The following is a 6,771-nucleotide window of genomic DNA, read 5'->3' on the forward strand; positions in this document are numbered from 1 at the left end:
TCACCCCTCCTCGACCACGGCGACGGCACCGGCCTCGACGGTGACACCGTCAACGTCGACCGGGCTCGTGCCGTGGTTGATCGCGAACCGGAACGGTGGGCGGCGCACGAGCTCGAGGGTGTCCGGCAGGTCTGGTCGCGCGTCCAGCCCGGCACCGTCGTACACCTGCCGCATCAGTCGCCCGAGAGCCTCCTCGCCGAGGCGGGTGGAGACGTACCAGGCGGTGCCGCGCCCATGGGCGTGCCGGGTGACGGCCGGGCCGCCGGGTGCCGGGCCGTCGACGTAGTGCAGCACCGTCTCGGCGCCGGCCGGGAGCACGGCCTCGGCCCAGACGTCCGCGGCGGAGCCGTCGCTGAGCTCGACCCGCTCGCCGGCCCGCAGCGGCAGGAACTCCTCGACGGTGAGGCCGAGCAGGTCGCGCAGCGCTCCCGGATACGGGCCGTCGGGCACGGTGTCGTTGGCGTCGACCACGCCGGAGAAGTACGACACCAGCAGCGTCCCGCCGCAGGTGACGTAGGCGTCGAGGTTCTTCGCGGCGGCCTCGGTGGTCAGGTACAGCGTCGGCACCACCACCAGGCGGTAGCGGCCGAGGTCGGCCTCGGGGTGCACGAAGTCGACGGTCAGGTGGTCCCGCCACAGCTGCCCGTAGTAGGCCTCGATCCGCTCCCGGAACTGCAGGTCGACCGACGGGCGCCACTCCAGCTCCAGGGCCCACCACGACTCCCAGTCCCAGACGACGGCGACGTCGGCCGCGACCCGGGTGCCGCGCAGCGCGCCGAGCCCGGCCAGCCGCCCGCCGAGCTCGGTGACCTCGCGCCAGATCCGGGTGCCGGTGCCGCCCTGCGGCAGCATCGCCGAGTGGAACTTCTCCGCGCCGAAGCGCGAGGCCCGCCACTGGAAGAACAGCACCCCGTCGGCGCCGCGGGCCACGTGGGACAGGCTGTTGCGGGCCAGCTCGCCGGGGCGCTTGGCGATGTTGCGCGGCTGCCAGTTGACCGCGCCGGTGGAGTGCTCCATCAGCAGCCACGGCTCGCCGCCGGCGAGGCTGCGGGTGAGGTCGGCGCACATGGCCAGCTCGACGTGCCGGTCCTCGCGGGCGGCGTCCAGGTAGTGGTCGTTGGCGACGATGTCGACCTCGCCGGCCCACTTCCAGTAGTCCAGCCACTTGCAGTTGGCGATCATGAAGTTGGTCGTGATCGGTACGCCCGGCGAGTGCCGCCGGAGTGCGTCGCGCTCGCGCCGGTAGTTGGCCAGGTGCGTGTCGGAGCAGAACCGCAGGTAGTCCAGCTGCTGGGCGGGGTTGACCGCGGTCGGCGCGGCCCGCGGCGGCTCGATCTGGGCCCAGTCGCCGTAGCGCTGGCCCCAGAACGTGGTGCCCCACGCCGCGTTGAGCGTCGCCAGGTCGCCGTGCCGGTCCCGCAGCCACTCCCGGAAGGCGGCCGCGCACGTGTCGCAGTAGCAGTGCGCGTTGACCCCGGCGAACTCGTTGTGCACGTGCCACAGCGCGACGGCGGGGTGCCCGCCGTAGCGCCGGCCGAGCTGCTCGGCGATGGCGGCGGAGGCCCGGGCGTAGTCCGGCGAGCTGGGGCAGAAGCTCTGCCGGCCGCCCTGGCCGAGGACGTGCCCGGCGCGGTCGACCAGCCGGGCGCCGGGGTGGTGGTGCGCGAACCAGGGTGGTGGCGCCGCCGTCGGCGTGGCCAGATCGACCCGGATCCCGTTGCCGTGCAGCAGTTCGAGGGCGCGGTCGAGCCACTCGAACGTGTAGCGGCCCTCGTCCGGCTCGATCAGTGCCCAGCTGAAGATCCCGATGCTGACGAGGTTGACCCCGGCGACCCGCATGAGCTCGACGTCCTGCGCCCAGACCTCCTCGGGCCACTGCTCCGGGGCGTAGTCACCGCCGTACGCGATCGCGTCCAGCCCCCGTGGATACGGCCACCCCGAGGGCCGCGGCTGCTCCGCTGGCGCCATCTTTGTTGCTCCTCATCGCGCGAACCGTGAACGTTCCCAGACCTCGTCCGGATTCAGTATCGCATGTTGTACCGGTCGAATTCAGAGATGCGCAACGTCTTGACACCGTGCATAGCACGGCCAAAACTGTGAGCGCTCACGGTCGTTCACCCCCGTTCACGCGACGACGATCGCAGTTGGAGACCCTCATGAAGCCGAAGATCCGCGCGTTGCTGCTCGCGGCCACGGCCGGCACACTCCTGCTCTCCTCCGCCTGCAGCACCGGTGGCGACGACGCCACCGACGCGGGCGGCAAGGTCGAGCTGACCTTCTGGTCCTGGGTGCCCGGCATCGACAAGGTCGTGGCGCAGTGGAACACCGCCCACCCCGACATCCACGTCACCGTCAGCAAGCAGGCGCAGGGCGACGAGGAGGTCACGAAGGTCCTCACCGCCCACAAGGCCGGCAACCCGCCGGACCTCTTCCAGGCCGAGTACCAGGCGCTGCCGACCCTGGTCAGCAACGGCGCCGCGGCCGACCTCACCAAGCACGCCGGCGACGCCAAGTCGAAGTTCGCGCCCGGCGTGTGGAGCACGATCACGCTCGGCACCGACGCGGTCTACGCGATCCCGCAGGACTCCGGGCCGATGATGCTGTACTACCGCGCCGACCTGTTCAAGGACCTCGGCCTGCAGGTCCCCAAGACCTGGGACGAGTTCGCCCAGGTCGCCAAGCAGGTGAAGCAGAAGGACCCGAAGCGGCGCCTGACCACGTTCTCCGCCGGTGACCCCGGCTGGTTCGCCGGCCTCGCCCAGCAGGCCGGCGCCCAGTGGTTCGGCGTCAGCGGCGACACCTGGTCGGTGCACGTCGACGACCCGGCGACCAGGAAGCTCGCCGACTACTGGAGCGGCCTCGTCGCCGCGGGTGACGTCGACAGCCAGCCGATGTACACCCCCGAATGGAACAAGGCACTCAACGACGGCACCCTGATCGCCTGGCCGAGCGCGGTCTGGGGCCCGGGCGTCCTGGCCGGCAACGCACCCGACACGGCGGGCAAGTGGGCCATCGCCGAGCTGCCGCAGTGGACCGCCGGCGAGCACAAGACCGGCAGCTGGGGCGGCTCGTCCACCGCCGTGGCCGCGAAGAGCAAGCACATCGCGCAGGCCACCCAGTTCGCCGTGTGGCTCAACACCGACCCGGCCGCCGTCACCGGCCTGATCACCGAGGGCGGCATCTACCCGGCCGCGACCGCCGCGCAGTCCGGCGGGGCCCTCGCCAAGCCGCCGGCGTTCTTCAGCAACCAGCCCGAGTTCTACACCCTCGCCCAGCAGTTCGCGGGCACCGCCGCCGGCGTCACGTGGGGCCCGAACGTGAACGTCACCTACGCCACGTACAAGGACGCCTTCGCCAAGGCCATCACGGGAAAGACCGCCTTCGGTCCGGCCGTGGACCAGATGCAGAAGGCCACCGTCGACGACCTGAAGAAGAACGGCTTCAAGGTCTCGGGATGACACGACGTCCGACGCGTACGGCGCCCACCCGGGTGCCGTACGCCTTCCTCAGCCCGGCCATCGTGCTCTTCGCCGTCTTCATGGTCGTGCCCATCGGCTACACCGTTTACCTGTCGCTGCGCCGGGTGAAGGTGTCCGGGCTGGGGCTCGGCGCCGCCGCCCGCAGCGAGTCCTTCGCCGGCCTGGCGAACTACCGGGCCGTGCTGGACGACGACGAGTTCTGGCGCAGCGCGGTGCGGGTGCTCATCTACGGCGGGCTGCTCGTGCCGACGATGCTCGGCCTCGCGCTGCTCTTCGCGCTGCTGCTGGACCTGCCCAGGGCCCGGGCCCGCAGGTTCTCCCGGATCGCGATCTTCCTGCCCTACGCGGTGCCGGCCGTCATCGCCAGCCTCATGTGGGGGTTCATCTACCTGCCGTCGGTCGGCCCCGGGCAGTGGCTGCTGGTCCAGGCGGGCGGCGACCCGGTGAACCTGCTCGGCCCCACCAGCATCTACTTCTCCATCGCCAACATCGCCGTGTGGGGCGGCACCGGGTTCAACATGATCGTGCTCTACACCGCGCTGCGGGCGGTGCCGACCGAGATGTACGAGGCCGCCCGCCTCGACGGTGCCACCGAGGCGCAGATCGCCTGGCGGATCAAGATCCCGATGCTCACCCCGGCGCTCATCATGACCTTCGTCTTCTCGCTCATCGCCACCCTGCAGGTGTTCAGCGAGCCGACCACGCTGCGCCCGCTGACGAACGCCCTCCCGTCGAACTGGACCCCGCTGATGAAGATCTACCAGGACGCGTTCGCCCGCGACGACATCCACTCGGCGGCCGCCGCCTCGGTCGTGCTCGCCCTGGTCACGCTGGTGTTCTCGTTCGGCTTCCTGCAACTGGTGCAGCGCCGCGCGTTCGGATCCGAGCAATGACCGCCCGCCGCTCTTCGTGGGTGCCCACGGCGGTGCTGCTGATCGGCGCGCTCTACTGCCTGCTGCCGATCGTCTGGGTCATCACCGCCGCGTCGAAGACCAACGCGGAACTGTTCCACAGCTTCACCCTCGCCCCCGGCACCGCGCTGCTGGACAACCTCCAGGACCTGTCGGAATACCAGTCCGGCATGTACTGGCGCTGGATCCTCAACACGGCGCTGTACGCCGGGGTGGGCGCGCTGCTGTCCACCGCCGTCTCCGGGCTCACCGGGTACACCCTCGCCAAGTACCGCTTCCCGGGCCGCTCGGTGGTCTTCAACGTCCTGCTCGCCGGGGTGCTCGTGCCGGCCGTGGTCCTGGCGATCCCGCAGTATCTGCTCCTGGCGAAGTTCCAGCTCACCGACAGCTACCTGTCGGTGCTGCTGCCGAGCGTGCTGAGCCCCTACGGCATCTACCTCGCCCGGATCTACGCCGCCGCCGCGGTGCCCGACTCGCTCATCGAGGCGGCCCGCGCCGACGGCGCCGGCGAACTGCGGATCTTCGCCAGCATCGCGGTGCCGTCGATGATCCCCGGGCTGGTCACCGTGTTCCTGTTCCAGTTCGTCGCGATCTGGAACAACTTCCTGCTGCCGTTCATCATGCTCACCTCCGACGACCGGTTCCCCGTCACCGTCGGGCTCTACACGATGCTCAACCAGGGCAACACCACGCCCGCGCTCTACACCCTGGTCGTCACCGGGGCGCTGCTGTCGATCCTGCCGCTGGTCGTGCTCTTCCTGACCCTGCAGCGGTACTGGCGGGTGGACCTGCTGTCCGGAGCAGTAAAGGGCTGAAGCTGGTGCAGAATGTCGTCGTGCCCGAACCACGTCGCCGCCCCGCCCGCCGTCCCACCATCAACGATGTGGCGGCGGCGGCCGGGGTGTCCCGGGGCACCGTGTCCCGGGTCCTCAACGGCGGCCGCGACGTCAGCGACGCCGCCCAGGAGGCGGTCGAGAAGGCCATGCGCAAGACCGGCTACGTCGTGAACCAGCACGCCCGCAGCCTCGTCACGCAGCGCTCGCAGTCGGTCGCCTTCATCTTGTCCGAGCCGCAGGACCGGCTCTTCGAGGACCCCAACTTCAACGTCCTGCTGCACGGCTGCACCCAGGCGCTGGCCAAGCACGACATCACGCTGCTGCTGACCCTCGCCAGCAGCCTCGAGGACCGCAAGCGCCTCGGCCGCTACCTGACCGGCGGCCACGTCGACGGCGCCCTGCTCGTCTCCACGCACAGCGGCAACCCGCTCATCCCGGAGCTGCTCAGCCGCGGCCTGCCGGTCGTCGCCTGCGGCAAGCCCCTCGGCTACGAGCGGCAGGCCGCCTACGTCGCCGCCGACGACCGCGACGGCGCGCGGCAGATGGTCGAATACCTGCGCTCCACCGGCCGCCGCCGGATCGCCACGATCACCGGCCCCCTCGACACCCCCGGCGGCATCGAACGCCTGGCCGGCTACCGCGAGGCACTCGGCGAGTCCGACCCGGCCCTGATCGCCCACGGCGACTACACCCGCGCCGGCGGCGAGGCCGCGATGCGCCGCCTCCTTGCGCAGGCCCCGGACCTGGACGCGGTCTTCGTCGCCTCGGACCTCATGGCCGCCGGCGCCATCACCGTGCTGCAACTGGCGGGCAAGCGCATCCCCGAGGACGTCGCGGTCGGCGGCTTCGACGACAGCCAGGTCGCCCTGACGACCCAGCCGCCGCTGACGACGGTGCGCCAGTCGTACCCCCGCATCAGCGCCGAAATGGTCCGGCTCCTGCTGAGCCTCATCGACGGGGAGAGCCCAGCCGCCGTCATCGTCCCCACCGAACTGGTCGTCCGGGAGTCGGCCTAACCCTGCAGAATGTCCCGCAGCGCGTCGAGGTCGGCCTGGACCGCGGCGCAGTCCCGGTCAAACTCCGCGTCGGTCATCTCCGGCTGCCGCCGCACGCTGAACACGACCTCACTGCCGTCGCCGTCGGCCGTCACCCGCATCGGGTTGTAGAACGTCTGCCCCGACGGCACCGTCACGTGATGGTCGAGCACCCCGTACGGATTGTCCGGCGCCCAGTCCAACAGGATCCGCCCCATGTCCGAGTCGGCCACCCACTGCCCGTCGACCTGCTCCACGGACTTCAACAACCCGGGCGCCCACGCCGGCAGGTTCCTCGGATCCGACGCATAGGCATAAACCTCCGCCGCCGACCGATCGATGTGGGTGCTGACATGCCGCGACTCCGTCATCCCCCGATCCTGCCCCGCCCCCACCCCTTCCGCGACCCACCCACCACAACTCCACCACGAATCGACTTGTGATCCCGAGGTGGAGCGAAGGTCCCCCACGGGGGAGCGAAGGCGAAGCCGAGCAGCCACCCAGAGCCCAC

At 70.8% G+C, this 6,771-nt stretch carries 6 protein-coding genes; 4 read left to right on the forward strand and 2 right to left on the reverse strand.

Annotated elements, in window-relative coordinates; all coding sequences use genetic code 11:
- A complete protein-coding gene (locus ACFPIJ_RS50275) occupies nt 1-1,968 on the reverse strand; it encodes a beta-galactosidase (RefSeq protein WP_380126575.1) in 1,968 nt (655 codons plus the stop codon).
- A 188-nt stretch (nt 1,969-2,156) separates the two neighbouring features.
- Between ACFPIJ_RS50275 and ACFPIJ_RS50280 the strand changes: the two genes are divergently transcribed.
- From ACFPIJ_RS50280 to ACFPIJ_RS50295, 4 genes are read left to right on the forward strand one after another with little or no spacing between them, the layout of a single operon-like run.
- On the forward strand, nt 2,157-3,458 hold the full coding sequence (locus tag ACFPIJ_RS50280) for an ABC transporter substrate-binding protein (protein WP_380126576.1): 1,302 nt from the start codon (nt 2,157-2,159) through the stop codon (nt 3,456-3,458).
- Nucleotides 3,455-4,372 carry a carbohydrate ABC transporter permease gene (locus tag ACFPIJ_RS50285; RefSeq protein ID WP_380126577.1) on the forward strand — a complete coding sequence of 306 codons (918 nt, stop codon included), beginning with the start codon at nt 3,455-3,457 and terminating at the stop codon, nt 4,370-4,372. The genes ACFPIJ_RS50280 and ACFPIJ_RS50285 overlap by 4 nt, the downstream gene beginning before the upstream one ends.
- Nucleotides 4,369-5,205 carry a carbohydrate ABC transporter permease gene (locus ACFPIJ_RS50290; protein ID WP_380126578.1) on the forward strand — a complete coding sequence of 279 codons (837 nt, stop codon included), beginning with the start codon at nt 4,369-4,371 and terminating at the stop codon, nt 5,203-5,205. Before ACFPIJ_RS50285 ends, ACFPIJ_RS50290 begins: the two co-directional genes overlap by 4 nt.
- Before the next feature lie 20 nt (nt 5,206-5,225).
- Nucleotides 5,226-6,242 carry a LacI family DNA-binding transcriptional regulator gene (locus ACFPIJ_RS50295; RefSeq protein ID WP_380126579.1) on the forward strand — a complete coding sequence of 339 codons (1,017 nt, stop codon included), beginning with the start codon at nt 5,226-5,228 and terminating at the stop codon, nt 6,240-6,242.
- On the opposite strand, the gene ACFPIJ_RS50300 is transcribed toward ACFPIJ_RS50295, so the two are convergent.
- Nucleotides 6,239-6,631 carry an SRPBCC family protein gene (locus ACFPIJ_RS50300; protein WP_380126580.1) on the reverse strand — a complete coding sequence of 131 codons (393 nt, stop codon included), beginning with the start codon at nt 6,629-6,631 and terminating at the stop codon, nt 6,239-6,241. The genes ACFPIJ_RS50295 and ACFPIJ_RS50300 overlap by 4 nt on opposite strands.
- Nucleotides 6,632-6,771 lie beyond the last annotated feature (140 nt).

Source organism: Dactylosporangium cerinum, from assembly GCF_042653625.1.
GTDB classification, from domain to species: Bacteria; Actinomycetota; Actinomycetes; order Mycobacteriales; family Micromonosporaceae; genus Dactylosporangium; species Dactylosporangium cerinum.